Here is a 15,805-nt window from a genome sequence, read left to right as displayed (position 1 = left end):
GGCGTCCAACCGTAGCAAGCATAACGGCGTCCCCCGGGGCGGTCCGGCCTTGCTGGGCGGCATCATTCGCTGCGGCCAATGTGGCCGGCGAATGTCGGTCGGCTATCACAACAACGGCCGCGAGGCGCGCTACCTGTGCTGGCAGGTGGCAACAACCTTCGGCGGGCCGCGCTGCCAGTCGGTCAGCGCACAACCGTTGGATAGCTTTGTTGCCGAGCTGATCCTCGCGGCCCTCGCGCCATCAGCCATCGAGGTCAGCCTGCAGTTGGCCGAAGACATCGATATCGAACGCGCAGCGCGACAGAGGAACTGGGCGCAGCGTTTGGAACGGGCACGGTACGAGACCACGCTCGCGCGTCGGCGCTATGAAGCAGTGGATCCTGAGAACCGGCTGGTTGCGCGCACACTGGAGCGGGACTGGGAAGCAGCGCTTGCTGCCGAACAGGCCCTGCAGGCCGAGCACGCGCGTGAGCTGGCACGCCAACCCACCCGCCTGGATGCAGCAGAAATGGAGGCAATCCGGCGTTTGGCCGCGGATGTCCCTGCGCTGTGGCACGCGTCGACGACAACGCCAGCCGACCGGCAGATGATTGCACGCCTGATGCTGGAGCGGGTCGCCGTGCGCGTGGATGGCAATAGCGAGCACGTCGAAGTCACCTGTGACTGGGCCGGCGGCGTGCAGACCCACCACGCATTGATTCGCCCCGTCCAGCGCTTCGAGCAGTTGCGCGGGTTCGACCAACTCCTGACCACGATCCGAGACCTGCGCCGGCAAGGGCGCTCGGCTGCGGTCATCGCCGAGCAGCTGAACGCCGCTGGCTGGCGGCCGCCCAAGCGCCAAGCGTTCGAGGCATCCATGATCCAGCGCCTGATATTCCGGCACAAGCTGTCGGAAGGACGGCCGATATGGACAGGCAACGTCGAGCGCGAGGCGGGCGCTGAGTGGACTTTGCACGAGGCCGCCGCCCGACTCGGCATTCACCGGCACACCGCCTATCAGTGGGTGCGTCAGGGCCGGTTACCCGCCCGCGTCGCCACCCGGGGCGATCAACGCATCTGGCTCGTGCAGATGACCGAAGCCGAATTCGACCAGCTCAGGCAGAGCAACGAGGCAAGGCCAGATCACAGTAGGAATCTCATGTAGAGAGGCGGCATGACAATGCAGTCGAGCGGCTGTGGCAATATCTTCGCGACCGCTATCTCTCCGGCTGCATCTTCCGTGATGTCCAGGACGTCATCGACACCTGCTGCCGTGTCTGGAATGCCTTGCTCGCCGAGCGGGGGCGCATACGTTCCCTCACCAACTACGAATGGGCTCGACAGGTCAATATTTAATGCGACTGGTATGAGTTGGCGACGGAACTGTCGGCCCGGCTGTATCTGACGGCGAAAGCGGTCTGCGGCTTCGTGGCGGCACGGTTCGATGTCACCTACACGCCGCAAGCGGTAGACCTCGATGCGGCGGTTCTCCCGCCGTCCGTGAGCGATTTCGTCATGCGTCTCGTGCACGTCGACTGGCGCGGCTGCCGCTGACAGGGCCGCAAGGGCGTTGGCGAGGGAGGGCTGGTATCCTTCACCTGCACCAATAACTGGCTGCCACAAGAACGGGGCATTGTCAAGTTCGCAGCCTCTGGCCGGAACGATGCGGCTGGGGCATTCTGCCGAGATGACCTCCGAGCCCGTTACCTACCCGGGATACCGCTTCCCAGCCGAGATCATCAGCTACGCGGTCTGGCTCTACCATGTCTTTGGCCTGAGCTTCCGAGAGGTGGAATTGATTCTGGCCGAGCGGGGCGTCACGGTCAGCCACGAGAGCATTCGGCAGTGGTGCCACAAGTTCGGCGCCGACTTCGCCCGCAAGCTCCGGAGACGACGGCCAAAGCCGGGCGACACCTGGCACCTTGATGAGGTTTTCCTGCGGATCAACGGTGAGCTGCACTATCTCTGGCGCGCGGTGGACCAGCACGGTGTCGTGCTCGACATCCTGGTGCAGGGTCGCCGGAATGCTGCCGCGGCGAAGCGCTTCTTCAAGCGCCTGCTCGCTGGGCTCAGGTACAGGCCGAAGCGCCTCATCACCGATGGTCTACGCAGCTATGGCGTAGCGCACCGCGAGATCCTGCCCGAGGTGAAACACCGGAGCAGCCGGCACCTGAACAACAGAGCTGAGAACTCACACCGACCGACGCGACGTCGAGAGCGGCAGATGCAGCGGTTCAAGTCATCGAAGCAGGCTCAGCACTTCCTGTCATCGCACGCCATGATCTACGGCCACTTCCGGCCGCGGCGCCATCTGATGACCGCCGCTCAATACCGGCGTGCACGCGCCGAGGCCTTCCGGGTGTGGCGACAGGAGACGTGCGTCCAGATCGCAGCGTGAACACGAGGAACGTCGTGCGGTGCGACCAAGCGCGGCCATAGGCCAACAACTTGACAATGCCCGCTGGCAAGCTCCTCGTCGTCGTCGACCACGAAGACCGGGTGACGGACGCCGCTGCCTGACCCAAGTGCCAAACCACCCTCCAGACGCTGAATGCCCGCCGGAGCCTCCGACCCGCCGCACCGGCCGCCAGAAGAAATCACAGGCGAGGCGGCGCCGGGTATCAGGAAATTCCTGATTCTGGCCGCTCGGGGTCGCCCTCGCCCGCATGGGGGCTGAACAGGGCCACCAGGACCGACAGGCGCACGAGCGCGGACGGGGAGTCGGCCCCCAGTTTCTCAAGCAGGCGCGCCCGGTGGCTCTCGACCGTCTTGGGGCTGAGGCTGAGGGCGTCGGCGACCTGCTTGGTCGTGACGTTGACCGCGAAACGGTCGAACACTTCGCGCTCCCGGGGGGACAACACGGCCAGGCGGTCCGCCATGCGGGCCGCTTCGCTGCGCAGGCTCGCGGCCGTGCTCGCTCCTTGCATGGCGGCGCGGACGGAGGCGACCACGGCCGCCGGATCCAGCGGCTTTTCCAGGAAGTCCACCGCCCCCGCGCGCATCGCATCGACCACCAGCGGCGTCTCGGCATGGCCGCTGATGACGATGATCGGCAGCCGGTTGCCCCGGTCGCTCAGGGTGCCGATCAGGCTCACGCCGTCCATCCGCGGCAGGCGCACGTCCGTGACCAGGCATCCCAGCATGTCCGGCGTGTGCTCCGCCAGGAACGCCTCGGCGGTCGCGTAGGCGCGCACGGGCAGCCCGGCGGCCCGCAGGCGGAAGGACAACGCGTCCCGCAGGTCGGTGTCGTCCTCGACCACGAACACCGCCGGCGTCTCAGGCGGCCTTGGCATCGTGCTCCTCGGGAGCGGCGGGAAGGTCGATGGTGAACGTGGTGCCATCCGGTCCCGTCGAGACGTCGATGGCGCCGCCGTGCGCCCTGACGATCGACCGGCAGATGGACAGCCCGAGGCCCAACCCGCCGGACTTGGTGGTGGCGAAGGCGCGGAACGGCGTCCGGGCGATTTCGGGCGGCAGGCCGGGGCCGGTGTCGGCGACCGACAGCCGGACACCGTCCTCATGGGGCGCGGTGGTGACGCGGAGTTCCCACAAGCCGCCTGAAGGCATGGCTTCCACGGCGTTGCGGACAAGGTTCACGACAACCTGCTGGACCTGCGTGCGATCGGCGAGAATGGGCGGCAGACCGTCGGCGAGATCGTAGGCAATGTGTCCCCCGCCAGTGCTCTCGAACCCCATCGCGCCGAGCCGCACGGCCTCCCTGACCGCCGCGTTCAGATCCACCGACTCGCGCCGCAATGCCTCCTTGCGCAGGAAGCGCCGGAGATTATGCACGACGCCGGAGGCGCGGCCGAGCGCGTCGAGCCCCCGGCCGAGGCCGGAGAGCGCCTCTTCCCGGTCATCGGGCTGGTCGGATCGCAGCAGCGCCTCGCAGCCCTGGATGAACGTGCTCGCGGCCGACAGGGGCTGCGCCAGTTCGTGCGCCATGGCGGAGGCCGCCTCGCCGACCGTGCTGACCCGTAACGCGTGCCACAGCTCGGCCTGAAGGGACTGCATGCGCGCCTCCGCCTCCCGGCGCGCGGTCACGTCCTGCGCCACGCCGCGCAGCACGGTGGGACGTCCGTGGTCGCTATAAAGCCCGCCCGTCAGGCGCGCCCACCGTGGCTTGCCGTCTTCCCGGCCAACCCGGCCCTCCCATTCGCAGCCCCCACGCCCCGCCGCCCCGCGCAGCGCCGCTTTGGCGCCGTTTCGATCCCCGGGGCAGACCGCATCCAGCAGGTCGCCCCATGACAGGGTAGCGTCCGTAGGCAAGCCGAGCAGGCGACGCGTGACCGGGCACGCCGTCACCCCGTCGGTCCGCCAATCCCATTCCCAGGTGCCGAGCCCGGCCGCATCCAGGGCGAGGGTGCGCTCCTCCTCCGCGAGCCGCAGGCGTCCCGCCGAGTGGCGCTTGATGATGAGCGCCGTCGCGCCGACCAGGCGGCTGGCCAGCACGGCCGAGCCCAGCGCCACCGCCGAAGCCAGGACGGCGCGGCCACGAACTCGGCTCTCGACCGCAGCCCGGCGGTGTTCGACGTCCTCGTGGGCCTGGGCGACGGCGCGGCGGATTGCGTCCATCACCCTCTTTCCGTTGCCCTGCTCCACACTGGTGCGCGCATTGTCAAGCTGTCCTGCCCGCGCCATCGCGATCGTCGCGTCAGTGATGGCGAGTTTCCGGTCCGCAAGTTCGCGAAGGGAGTTCAAGGGGGCGCTTCCCAGATCCTGTGGCGCTTCCCCGAGGAGCCGATCCAGCCTCATGTCCACACGGGGGTGGGCATCCTTGTAAGGGTCGAGAAACACCGGGTCGCCCGTTATGAGGTATCCGCGCTGTCCGGTCTCCACGTCCTTAAGGTCGGTCAGCAGGAGCTCCAGGTCCAGGCGCAGGCCCGACAGCCGATCCAAGTCGCCGAGACCGCTTCGGAGGGCCAGGACGGCAAAGACCAGACTGCTTGCCGTTGCAATCAAGAGCAGAAGTGCGCCCCACAGGGTGGCGGTGGCCCCGCGGCGCTTCCGGGCTGGTTCCCGCAGCATACGAAGTCCAAAGAAAGGTGATTTGGTATCGTGGGCATGCACAGGACTGTCGGCCATGGCGCAAGGCCATACGACTGCAGTGTCGCCTCTGAAGATGATTTGCATGTGATTTGTGAATTCGTAATTGAATGCTTCGTCGGATGCGCCTGCGTGACGGGCGCGCACCGTGCTCGATTGGCATGACGCGCGGATCCGTGATGGTGGGGAACAGCTTCTGGGCTGCAGCTTGCTGGATGCAATCGCAGCTCCAAGTGGCCTTTCCAGGCTGCAGACTGAGCGTGCGCAAGCCAGTTAAATTAAATGCCGCGGCGTGAATATAAACTCGAAGTATAATTGCCCATACGAAGCAAAGAACGCATATAATAGCACGACAAAGAACTCCATTTTGCTACCTCTCGTACAGACAAACGCCCAGTCGTATGACAATCTCACAAGGCGGTGAAGTACAGAGCTTTGGGGGAACGATTTGCGGCTGGACAAAGAGCGCCTGGAAAGTGCGGTGCGCGGCGACGCGCAAAGCCCGAACGAAGGCCAGGCCAAGCTGCCCGGCGCTGCGGCTCCCGACGGCAACCGCCTGCTTGCGTCCGTGTCCAGACACGACCTCGACCGTCTCGCGCCGGATCTTGAGGAGGTCACGCTCCTGCGCGGCCAGGTGCTGTTCGAGCCGGGCCGCATTCCTTCACACGTCCACTTCCCGCATGCGGGCACCATGGTCTCGCTTGTCATGCCGCTGCTGGAGGGAGGGGCGGCCGAGACGGTCACCGTGGGTCTGGAGGGGGCGGCCGGCCTCGGCGTCGATGCCGCCGACCCGACGGTCGAAGCCTTCACGCGCGGGCTGGTGCAGATGCCGGGCAAGGCGGACCGGGTGCTGACCCCGCTCCTGGCAAAAGCCGCTTCCGCCTCGCCCGCGCTGCGGCGCCTGCTGGCCCGCCAAGCCGAAGCGGCGATGTCCATGGCCCTGCAGTCCGTCGCCTGCCGGGCCGCGCATCAGGTCCGGCCGCGCCTCGCCCGCTGGCTGCTGACGGCGCTCGACCGCGCGCCCGGCGGTGACCCGGCGCTGCCGCTCACCCAGGAATTCCTGGCCGAAATGCTGGGCGTGCGCCGGGCCACGGTGGGCGAAGCCGCCCTGGCGCTGCAAGCCGGGTCCCTGATCCGCATCCGCCGCGGCTGCGTGGTCGTCCTGGATCGCGCCGGGCTCGAGCGCGCCGCCTGCGAATGCCACGCCGCCCTCCGACGCCGCTTCGAGCGGCTGCTGCAGGACGCCGCCGTCGTCCGGCCCGCCGACCCATCCGGCGTCGCCCAGTGGGCCTGCGGGGCGGAGGAACGATAATGAACGCATCTCCGCCGGACGCATCTCCGGGCAGCGGCGGCTTCACCCCCGGTTCCGCCGACAAGCGCCTGGACGCGCCCGTCACGCCCGGGCGTGGCGGGGCGGCGGCACTGTTCGGCCTTGCCTACTGCGCCGCGGTCCTACTCGGCCACGCGCTCTCCCTCCGACCTTCGGCGGTCGCGACCTTCTGGCCAGGAGCAGGCTTGTATGTGGCGGCGATGCTGCTGGCACCGCCCCGCCGCTGGCCCGCGTTGATCGCCGCCGCAGGCGCGGCCAGCATCCTCGCCCACGTCTGGCTTTTGGCCGGGCCCTTTGCCTTGTCGCTTGGCTCCGTGGCCGCCAGCGGCCTGGAGGCGGTGGCGGCGGCCGTCATCATCCGCTTCTTGCTGCGCGGAAGCGGCGGCGGCATCGAGCCGGCCTGCCGCCTGCGCGACACCCTGGCCGTCGGCGCGGCCTCGCTGGCCGCGCCCGTGGCGGGGGCGACGGTCGGCGCGGCCGCGGTTGCCGCCCTGGCCGGAGCCTCTTTTGCCGAGGTCTGGCCCGTCTGGTGGGTTGCCGACGCGGTCGGCATTGCCGTCGCGGCGCCGCTCACCCTGGCCGCTGTCCGGGCATGGAAGGAGAGGAGTGCCTTGGCGGCGCCGCTGCCGAAAGGGCGGCTGCTGGAAGCCGTCGCCGCCCTTGCCGCAGTCGTAGCCTGTACGGCCGCGGTCTTCTGGTTGCCGCTCTCCCAGATGCGGCCGGCCTTTTGGACGCTGCCGCCGCTGATGTGGGTGGCGCTGCGCCACGGACAGTTCGGAGCCACCGCCGCAGCGGCGCTCCTGGCTCTGACCGCGGCGGTCGGCACGGCTGCGGGGGCCGGGCCTTACCTCCGGCCGGGCCTGACCCCGGCGGACCAGGCTCTGATCCTGCAGATGTTCGTGTTCGTGGCCACCGCGATGGCGCAGCTCCTGGCCGCTGCGGTGAACGAGCGCGCGGCTGCCTTTTCCCGGCTGGCGGCGGCCAATGCCGGGCTGGAGGCGGCGGTGGCCGCGCGCACGGCCGACCTTACCGCGGTCAACGCCCGGCTCGCCGAGAGCGAGGCGCGGCTGCGGCTGTTCGTGGAGCGCGCTCCGGCCGCCATCGCCATGTTCGACACGGAAATGCGCTATCTCACCGTGAGTCGCCGCTTCCTGGGCGACTTCGCCGCGGACGCGTCCCTCGACCCGCAATCGGTGATCGGCCGCAGCCACTACGATGTCGTCCCGGAGATTCCCGAGCGCTGGCGGGAGATCCACCGCCGCGTGATTGGCGGGGAAACGCTGTCGGCCGGGGAGGACCCGTACCCGCACGCGGACGGCCGCACCGACTGGGTCCGCTGGGAGATGACACCCTGGCACCGCGCCGACGGCTCGGTCGGCGGCGCGGTGCTGGCCGCCGAGATGGTGACGCCGCGCAGGCAGGCCGAGGCGGCGCTGGCCGAAAGCGAGGCGCGGCTGCGGGATCTGGTGCAGACGCTCGACCTCGGGACGTTCATGGCACGCGACCCGGACGGCACCATTCGTTTCTGGTCGAAGGGGGGGGAGTGTCTTTACGGCTGGACGGCCGCCGAGGCGGTCGGGCGGGTGTCGCATGACCTCCTGCAAACCGTCTTTCCGGTGCCGCTGGCTGAGATCGAGGCGGCGCTGGAGCGCGACGGCGAGTGGACGGGTGACCTGCGGCATCGGACCAAGGACGGCAGGGACCTCATCGTCTCCGCGCGCAAGGTGCTCCGGCGGGGAGCCGACGGGCGGTCGCTGACGGTGCTGGAGGCGCTGACCGACATGACGGCGCAGCGCCGTACCGAGGCCGCCCTGGCCGAACTGAACGCGCACCTGGAGGAACGGGTGCGCGCGGAGGTGGCCGCGCGCGAGGAGGCGCAGGCGCGCGCCGCCCACGCCCAGCGGATCCAGGCGCTCGGCCAGCTCGCGGGCGGCATCGCCCACGACTTCAACAACATCCTGCAGAGCGTCTCGGGCGCGGCCATGCTGATCGAGCGGCGGCCCGGGGACCACGACAAGGTACGCCGCCTCGCCCGCACCGCAATCGACGCCGCCGACCGCGGCGCCTCGATCACCCAGCGCCTGCTCTCCTTCGCGCGCCGCGACGAGATGCGCACCGACGTGATCGCGACGGCGGATCTGCTCGGCGGCATGCGCGAGGTGCTCGCCCACACCCTCGGCAGCGTGGTCAACGTCCGCACCGAGGTGCCCGCCGACATCCCGCCCGTGCTGGCGGACCGGGGGCAACTGGAGACGGCCCTGGTCAACCTCGGCACGAACGCCCGCGACGCCATGCCCGGGGGTGGCACCCTGACCTTCTCGGCCGAGGCGGAGCATGTTCCGGCTGGCGGCATGCACCCGGCCGGCATGGCCCCCGGCGACTACGTGCGGATCAGCGCCTCCGACACCGGACACGGCATGGATGCCGCCACGCTCGCGCAGGTGGCGGAGCCGTTCTTCACCACCAAGCCACCCGGCCAGGGCACCGGCCTGGGCCTGCCGATGGTCAAGGGCTTCGCCGAGCAGTCCGGCGGCGGGTTCACGATCACCAGCTCCCCCGGCGCTGGCACCACGGCCAGCCTGTGGCTGCGCCAGGCCACGGAGGACACGGAGGACACGGAGGACGCGGGCCACCCGCAGCCGGAGGAGGAACGCGGCGGGCGGTCCGGCGTGGGCGCCGCGCGCGTCCTGCTCGTCGACGACGATGATCTGGTGCGCGAGACGCTCGCGGCCCAGCTCGAGGACGTCGGCTTCGCCACCCTGGTCGCGACCAGCGGGCACGAGGCGCTGGCGTTGCTCCAGGCGGGCGAAGTGGTGGATGCGCTGGTGAGCGACCTGTCCATGCCGGACATGAACGGGGTCGAGACCATCAGGCAGGCGCGCGCCCTGCGCCCGCGCCTGCCCTGCTTCCTCCTGACCGGCTACGTGGGCGAGCGCGCGGCGCTTGCCGCCGAGGACAGCTTCACCCTGGTCCGGAAGCCCGTGGCGGGCCATGCCCTGGCCGCCCGCATAGAGGCCAGCCTGGAGGCGGCGCGAGACCCCGACGGCGAACGGCATGCCGCACCCGACACCGGCGATGGCGCCGCCCCTGGAGCGGGCGAGGGCGTGACCGTCATGGTGGTTGAGGACGACGACTCCTTGCGGGAGGCGCTGGTGGATTTCCTGGACCTCGAGGGCATCCGGGCGGTCGGGGCGACGAACGGACGCGAAGCCCTGCGCCTGCTGTCGTCCGGGTGCCGGCCCGACGCCATCATCCTCGACCTGATGATGCCCGAAATGAACGGGTGGGAATTCAGGCGGGCCCAGATGGGCCTTCCGGAGCTGCGGGACATACCGGTGTTCGTCGTCTCCGGCGTCAACGTGCCTTCGTCCGAGCTGGACACGCTGGAGGCGGTGGAATTCGTCCAGAAGCCCTTCGATCCCAGCCGTCTGGTCACGACAGTCGCCCAGCTCGCCGGGCGGAGGAACGGATGAGAGCAACCACAATCGCCACGGAGATCCGGCCACCGCCACGGGCTTCCCGCTGCCGGTGCCTTCGGTTCCTCATGGTGGCGGGAGATCGCCAATGACTTCACCTTCCGGGCCGGAAGCGGCGACGGACACGGCCATGGGGCCTTTGCCGGACGCGGGGGACCGGGACTGGCTCCGGCTCGCCCTTGACGCCGCCCAGCTCGGCACATGGCAGTTCGATTTCGGGACGGGCTTTCTCACGGTGTCCCCGCGGGCCGCCCAGGTGTTCGGCGTGCCGGGCCCGGAGGCGCTCGCCAGCCTGGAGCAATGGCAGGCGCTCCTGCATCCCGACGACCGCGACCGGGTCATCGCCGCGTTCACGCACGCCCATGCGGCCGAGGAGACCTACGCGGTCCACTACCGCGTCCTCCCGCCCGACGGGGCCGAGCGCTGGGTCAGCGCGCGGGGCCTGGTCACGGCCGATCCCGGCGGACATCCCAGGCGCATGATCGGGGTCGTCGAGGACATCACCGGGCGCAAGGTTGCCGAGGCGGCGCTGGTGAAGCGCACCGAGGAACTGGCGGAATCGGAAGCCCAGTACCGGACCATGGGCGAGGCCATCCCGTTCGGCGTCTGGCTGTGCGACGAGAAAGGCGGCGCCCGCTACGTCAGCCCGTCCTTCCTGGAGCTCCTCAACATGAGCGACGAGGAGCAGCAGGATTTCGGCTGGACCAGTCGGCTGCCCCCCGAGGACGTCGGCCCGATGCTGGAGCACTGGATGCACTGCATCCGCACCGGGGAATTCTGGGACTACGAGCACCGCATCATCGACCGCCACGGAGAGATCAACACGGTCCTGACCAGGGGCCGTCCCGTCCGTGACGCCGAGGGGAAGATCACCTCCTGGGTCGGCGTCAACCTCGACATCACCCAGCGCAAGCGCGCCGAGGCGCAGCTGGCGAAGAAGAACCTGGAACTGGAAAAGGCGCTGGAGCAGATCCGTCAGCTCGACGGCTTCCGGACCCGCTTTTTCGCCAATGTCAGCCACGAGCTACGCACGCCGCTGACGCTGATCCTCGGCCCCGTCGACGAACTGCTCGCCTCGGGCCGCCTGCCGCCGGAATGGGGCCGCGCGCTCAGCGTGGTGCGCAGGAACGCCCAGACCCTGCTGGCCTACGTCAACGACCTGCTCGATCTCTCCCGGCTGGACGCGGGGCGCACGCCGCTGGAGTACGGCGAGGCGGACCTGGCCGTCCTGGTGCGTTTCGTCGCCGACCATTTCGCGGCGGCGGCGGCGCACCGGGGGATCGACCTGCGCGTCGCCGCTCCCGACACCCTGTCGGCGCAGGTGGACGCCCCCAAGGTCAGCCGCGTGCTGTTCAACCTGCTGTCCAACGCCTTCAAGCACGTCCCCGACCGGGGCGGGGCGGTCGAGGTGGCGCTGCGGGCCGACGGGGAACGATGCACCCTTGAGGTCATCGACAACGGCCTCGGGGTGCCGCAGGAGATGCGCGAGGCGATCTTCCAGCGCTTCGTGCAGGGCGACGACCCCCAGCGGAGCGCCGGGAGCGGCCTTGGGCTGGCCATCGCCGGCGAGTTCGTCGCGCAGCACGGCGGCGGCATCGCCGTGGACGACGCCCCCGGGGGGACCGGCGCCGTCTTCCGGGTCACGCTGCCCCTGGCGGCGCCCGCGGGAACGCCGGTCGCGCGCCAGGACCGGCTTGCCCCTCCTGGCCTGCTTCCCGTCGGCGACCCGGGAACGGGGATGCCGGACGGCGTGCCGTCCGGGCCGGAAGCCATGCCTTGCGACCCGGAGTCGGCCGCGAAGCTCCCGCTTGTCCTGGTGGTCGAGGACAACCCGGACCTGCGCGCCTTCGTCGCCGCCGCCTTGGGAGGCATCGCGCGGGTCGCCCTGGCCGGGGACGGGGCGGAGGGGTTGTCGGCCGCGGAACGCCTCGGGCCCGACCTCGTCCTGACCGACATCATGATGCCGCGGATGAGCGGCGACGAGATGGTCGCCGCGCTGCGCGCCCGCGGCGAGCTTGCGGACGTGCCGGTGATGGTGCTGTCGGCCCGCGCCGACGAGCCGCTCCGGATCCGGCTGCTGCACGGGCAGGTGCAGGACTACCTGGTCAAGCCCTTCGCCGCCGACGAGCTGCGGGCGCGCGTCGCCAACCTGTTGCAGGTCAAGCGGGCCCGCGATCTCCTGCGGGCGGAGGTGGACAGCCGCCAGGAGAACCTGGAGGAACTGGCCCGCGAAGTGGCCGCCCTCAACCGCAGGCTCCGCGGCGCCGCCGACGAGATGCGGGTGGCCAGGGACCGGGCGGAGCAGGCGTCGCGGTCCAAGTCCGCGTTCCTGAACATGGCGTCGCACGAGCTGCGCACCCCCCTGGCCCAGCTCGAACTCCAGATGGGAATGCACCGGCGCCTGTTCGGGCCCGCGCTCAACGAGAAGCAGGAAAAGGTTCTGGCGCGCACCGCGGACGCCACGCGCAGGCTGTCACAGGTGGTTGGCTCGGTCCTCGAGTACAGCCGCATCGAAAGCGGGCGCCTCACGGTCTGCCCCGAGCGCTTCGACATCGCCGGGCTGGTGGCCGAAGCTTGCGCGGACATCAAATCCGAGGCGAAGGCGCGGGGCCAGGACCTCGTGGAGGAGACGGCGGGCGATGTGCCGCCCCTGGTGAGCGACCCGGCGCTGGTCCGGATCATCGTCCGCAACCTGCTGGACAACGCGGTCAAGCACACCGCCGGGGGAAGGATTTCGGCGCGCGTTTCCGCATGCGATGGCCTTGTGCGCGTCGAGGTCGCCGACACCGGACCCGGCATCCCGGCCGAACTTCAGGAAAAGGTGTTCGAGCCCTTCGTGCATGTTGAGGAGGTCGCCCGGAAGCACGCGCCGGGCATGGGGCTCGGCCTCGCGCTGTCCAGGGAGATCGCCGGGACTCTCGGCGGCCGGGTGCGGCTGGCGTCGAGCCCCGGCCAGGGCAGCGTGTTCACCCTGGAGCTGACGTCGGTGGATCAGGCCGCTTTTCTGGAAAACGGAGCAGAGAGATGGGCAAGCTGACAGGCAAGGTGGCCGTCGTCACGGGCGCCTCGAAGGGAATAGGCGCCGAGATCGCCAGACGCATGGCTGCCGAAGGCGCGGCGGTCGTGGTGAATTATTCAAGCAGCGGAGAAGGCGCGGACAAGGTGGTCTCCGACATCGTGGGGGCCGGCGGCAAGGCAATGGCGGTCCAAGGCGACGTTGCGGTGGCCGATGACGTGGAGCGCATTTTTGCCCGGGCGAAAAGCGCCTATGGAACGGTCAGCATCCTTGTCAACAATGCCGGGGTCTATCGCTTCATGCCGATCGAGGAAGTCACTGAAGGCGAGGTCCGCCGGCAGTTCGACATCAATGTGCTCGGATTGCTGCTTGCGACCAGGGCGGCATCCGCCCAGTTCGGGCCGGATGGCGGCAGCGTCATCAACATCAGCTCGGTGATCACCCGCATGACGCCGCCTGGCGCCTCCATCTATGCCGCCACGAAGGGGGCCGTGGACGCCATCACGCGGGTTCTTGCCAAGGAGCTTGGCCCCCGCAAAATCCGTGTCAACGCGATCAATCCTGGTGGTGTCGAAACGGAAGGCACCCATGCCGCAGGCATCATCGGCAGCGACTTCGAAGCGCAGATGGTGCAGCGGACCCCGCTTGGCCGCATGGGGCAGCCGGGCGATATCGCACCGGTCGCTGTGTTTCTTGCCTCGGACGACTCACGCTGGATAACCGGGGAAACCATATTCGTTTCCGGCGGCATGTAGTGCGTACCGGGGATGCTGGGCGACGCGGCTTGGACACCGGGGGTGTGACAGCCCAGGTCGTTTTGTCTGATCAGAGACATTGCCAACTTATCGGTCTCCATCCGGAACGGGGTGGCTGGGCCTATCGACAGCGAGGCGCTCGCCGGGCGTGTCTCCGTTTTCCCGCAGGAAGCGGCGTCCACGGGCTGAGGCCGTCGCTCAAGCGCCACGTCGGCATCGACAACCTCGCGGCTGCCCGCGCGCGAGCGTGCCGGGTGGCTGTCGTCGCCACCGCCCTGTGCAACCGTTGCCGGTTCAAGGCACCCGGCTTGGTCAGCCCACGGCATTCGCGTCGGCACCTTGAGGACGGGTATCCATTGCTCGCGGCGACCGGACACAGCCCGGTCGCTTGAAGGACGGCGGGCCGGCCAGGTGCGCTTCAGTGCCGGAGGATGGGTGGAGCGCCCGCCAAAGGGCAGGCGGCGGCGAGAGCATGCAGGCGCGCCACCTTCGCGGCCGAGACCTCCGGCGCGTCCGCGAGGGCACCTTTCTCCGTCTCCGCTGCGGCCTTTGACAGGGCGACGAGGCCGAAGGCTGCCGCCCCGCTCTTGAGCGAGTGCGCCTGTCAATCGGCTTTGAAAAAGGGCTCTTCCGCATTCCCGGTGCAGGCTTTGCCTTATGCCGTCATGCGGCGATGAGCCGGGCTCGCAGAAGATCGAGGCCCGCGCGGCCATACATCTGTCGTTTCAGCAGCTTCACCTTGTTGATCTGCCCTTCGGTTTGACCGTTCGACCATGGTTCGGTGATCGCAGCTGTGACCGCGGCGCGGTCTGCAGCGATGCCCGCGGCAAACGCCGCAAGCAAACTTCCTCTGGCGTCCGTGAGCCAGTTCTCGAGCGCCGCCGTCTTCGTGCGAAGCATGTCCTGGAAGCGCTTGACCAATGACGCCGCGACCCGCAGCGCGCGGAACCGCGTCCTCCACCACCGCGACCAATCTTGCGTCGGCCATCGAAAGCCGGTCCCGCTGATGGCTGAGAAGCCGCGCAAGAGTTCGCGCCGGCGGCGGCTTGCGCGGCAACATCCCTGGCGCGGATTCGGCCCGCCTGCGCCTCGTCGCCCATTCGCTGACCACGCGCAGCGCACCGGTGAAGCCGGTGGCTCTGAGCCGACGCCAGAGTTCGGCGCCGTTGCGGCAACCGCCATCCCATTCCGCGTTGAGGCGTGGCACGAACGCATCCAGCATACTCGCCCTGACGCGGAAGACGTCCGTCCTGCCGCCGCGGACGACAGCACGCACGACCTTGCGGCTGTACCCGGTGCGGCGGACGATTTCCTTGATCGGTACGCCGCTCCCGGCGAGGTGGTGAATGGCCCTGTCGGCTGCGGCGCGACGCAGAAATCCCTCATGCTGGCGTCGCTCGGCAGAGGTCAGTAACGCCGGGTCGAAAGACGTAGTCCCGAGAGCGTCACGGATCTGTCGCATCGATCGCTGCACGGCGTCGAGCAACGCGGCACTGGCGTTTTCCATCAGATGCCACCGATCGGCCACCTGCATCGCATGGGGGCAAGCTGTGGTCGCTGCCTGGGCGTAGGTACCCGCGCGGTCGCGCGCGATCACAGTGATTCCGGTGCGCCCGGCCAGCCACGATCGCACGGTTTCCACCGTGCGATCGGGAAGAAGATCGACAATGCGCCGCCGTTCCAGATCACAGATGATGGACCCGTAGCGGTGCCCCCGGCGCCATGCCCAGTCGTCGATGCCGATCACCCGCGGCGGCGGATGGGATGCGAGCGGGGCCGTACGAATCAAGCGCAGCAGAGTGTCGCCGCTGATCGGCATGGCAAGCCGCACCGCCAACCGTGCCCCCGGCTCGCCGCCCAGCGACAGTCCGATCTGGCGTTGGCTATTCGCGAGCCGCGTGGTTCGCCGCGCCCTGACCACGGCGATGTCGGGCAGTCGTTCAGCAAAGATCCGACGGCGACAGCCTGGCGTGTCACAGCGGAAGCGTCGAACCAGCACCTGCAGGCGCGCGACGCGGTCCTGAAGCGGCAAATCGGCCAGGGTGCGGTGATAGTGGCTGTGCCGCCGTCTCGACCGCCTGCCGCAGTCAGGGCACGGCGCGGATGCCGACTTCACGTCAGCCTGGATTGTGATGCCGTCAGGAGTGAGCAGAACCTGGCGGATGGAAAGCCTCGGCAGAAGAAACGGGAGAAGAGAGAACAA

General features: G+C 69.2%; 9 protein-coding genes and 2 pseudogenes. 7 read left to right on the top strand and 4 right to left on the bottom strand.

The features are described 5' to 3' along the window. The 3 genes from NBY65_RS30870 to NBY65_RS30860 all read left to right on the top strand — a co-directional run. The coding region (locus NBY65_RS30870) for a recombinase zinc beta ribbon domain-containing protein (RefSeq protein ID WP_250265999.1) at window positions 1-1,144 on the top strand (1,144 nt) is incomplete at its 5' end. A gap of 206 nt (window positions 1,145-1,350) precedes the next feature. After that, window positions 1,351-1,533: a hypothetical protein gene (locus NBY65_RS30865; RefSeq protein ID WP_150045503.1), complete on the top strand. Its 183-nt coding sequence runs from the start codon at window positions 1,351-1,353 to the stop codon at window positions 1,531-1,533. A 133-nt stretch (window positions 1,534-1,666) separates the two neighbouring features. Then, entirely contained in the window at window positions 1,667-2,377 is a 711-nt protein-coding gene (locus NBY65_RS30860; protein WP_150045502.1) for an IS6 family transposase, read from the top strand. A 223-nt stretch (window positions 2,378-2,600) separates the two neighbouring features. Here NBY65_RS30860 and NBY65_RS30855 read toward each other — a convergent pair whose 3' ends face one another. Both NBY65_RS30855 and NBY65_RS30850 read right to left on the bottom strand, forming a co-directional pair. Beyond that, window positions 2,601-3,272, bottom strand: a complete 672-nt coding sequence (locus tag NBY65_RS30855; protein ID WP_162530888.1) for a response regulator transcription factor — start codon at window positions 3,270-3,272, stop codon at window positions 2,601-2,603. Next, window positions 3,256-5,064, bottom strand: coding sequence for a CHASE3 domain-containing protein (locus NBY65_RS30850; RefSeq protein ID WP_250265998.1), 1,809 nt, complete (start codon window positions 5,062-5,064; stop codon window positions 3,256-3,258). Before NBY65_RS30850 ends, NBY65_RS30855 begins: the two co-directional genes overlap by 17 nt. A 409-nt stretch (window positions 5,065-5,473) precedes the next feature. On the opposite strand from NBY65_RS30850, the gene NBY65_RS30845 reads away from it, so the two are divergent. The 4 genes from NBY65_RS30845 (at window position 5,474) to NBY65_RS30830 (ending at window position 13,602) form a co-directional block, all read left to right on the top strand. After that, window positions 5,474-6,337 carry a Crp/Fnr family transcriptional regulator gene (locus NBY65_RS30845; RefSeq protein ID WP_150045499.1) on the top strand — a complete coding sequence of 288 codons (864 nt, stop codon included), beginning with the start codon at window positions 5,474-5,476 and terminating at the stop codon, window positions 6,335-6,337. Further along, window positions 6,337-9,828 carry a response regulator gene (locus tag NBY65_RS30840; protein WP_162530886.1) on the top strand — a complete coding sequence of 1,164 codons (3,492 nt, stop codon included), beginning with the start codon at window positions 6,337-6,339 and terminating at the stop codon, window positions 9,826-9,828. Before NBY65_RS30845 ends, NBY65_RS30840 begins: the two co-directional genes overlap by 1 nt. A gap of 91 nt (window positions 9,829-9,919) precedes the next feature. Further along, complete coding sequence (locus tag NBY65_RS30835; protein WP_150045497.1) at window positions 9,920-12,868, top strand: ATP-binding protein; 2,949 nt, start codon at window positions 9,920-9,922, stop codon at window positions 12,866-12,868. Further along, complete coding sequence (locus tag NBY65_RS30830) at window positions 12,856-13,602, top strand: SDR family NAD(P)-dependent oxidoreductase (protein WP_150045496.1); 747 nt, start codon at window positions 12,856-12,858, stop codon at window positions 13,600-13,602. Before NBY65_RS30835 ends, NBY65_RS30830 begins: the two co-directional genes overlap by 13 nt. A gap of 418 nt (window positions 13,603-14,020) precedes the next feature. Here the strand turns inward: NBY65_RS30830 and NBY65_RS34200 are convergent. Both NBY65_RS34200 and NBY65_RS30825 read right to left on the bottom strand, forming a co-directional pair. Then, window positions 14,021-14,191, bottom strand: a pseudogene (locus tag NBY65_RS34200) (hypothetical protein); the annotation flags it as partial. 74 nt (window positions 14,192-14,265) lie between these two features. Beyond that, window positions 14,266-15,805, bottom strand: a pseudogene (locus NBY65_RS30825) (ISL3 family transposase).

The sequence above is a fragment of the Rhodovastum atsumiense genome (assembly GCF_937425535.1).
Lineage (GTDB): Bacteria > Pseudomonadota > Alphaproteobacteria > Acetobacterales > Acetobacteraceae > Rhodovastum > Rhodovastum atsumiense.
The sequence above is the reverse complement of the archived record's forward strand: the minus strand, read 5'-3'. Positions and strand labels throughout refer to the sequence as shown.